The organism is Stenotrophomonas sp. SrG (assembly GCF_050031795.1).
Taxonomy (GTDB): Bacteria; Pseudomonadota; Gammaproteobacteria; order Xanthomonadales; family Xanthomonadaceae; genus Stenotrophomonas; species Stenotrophomonas rhizophila_A.
In genome coordinates this window covers 1-266 of the sequence record NZ_JBNBBE010000316.1, presented here as the reverse complement: position 1 = coordinate 266, position 266 = coordinate 1, and the positions used below count along the sequence as shown (strand labels likewise).

Below are 266 nucleotides of genomic sequence, written 5' to 3'. Positions count from 1 at the left end.
CGGCCACCGGCGCCCATCACGAAAAAGGCCGCTGCACGGGGCAGCGGCCTTCAACTGGCGGGGCGGGCCGGCCGGCTCAGAGCGCGACGCGGCGGGCCTGCATGAACTTGCCGCTCCAGTAGCCCGAGACCAGGCTGTCCACGCGGACGTCCTTGACGGTGCTGGGGGCGTGCAGGAAGCGGCCTTCGCCCACGTAGATGCCCACGTGGTCGACACGGCCCCTGCTGCCGAAGAACACCAGGTCACCGGCCGCCAGCGCGATGCGG

The 266-nt window shown here is 72.2% G+C and carries 1 protein-coding gene; it reads right to left on the bottom strand.

Features of this window, described 5'->3' with window-relative positions:
• Positions 1–76: 76 nt before the first annotated feature.
• A partial coding sequence (locus ACQG3P_RS19950) for a C40 family peptidase (RefSeq protein ID WP_426806012.1) occupies positions 77–266 on the bottom strand: 190 nt, incomplete at its 5' end.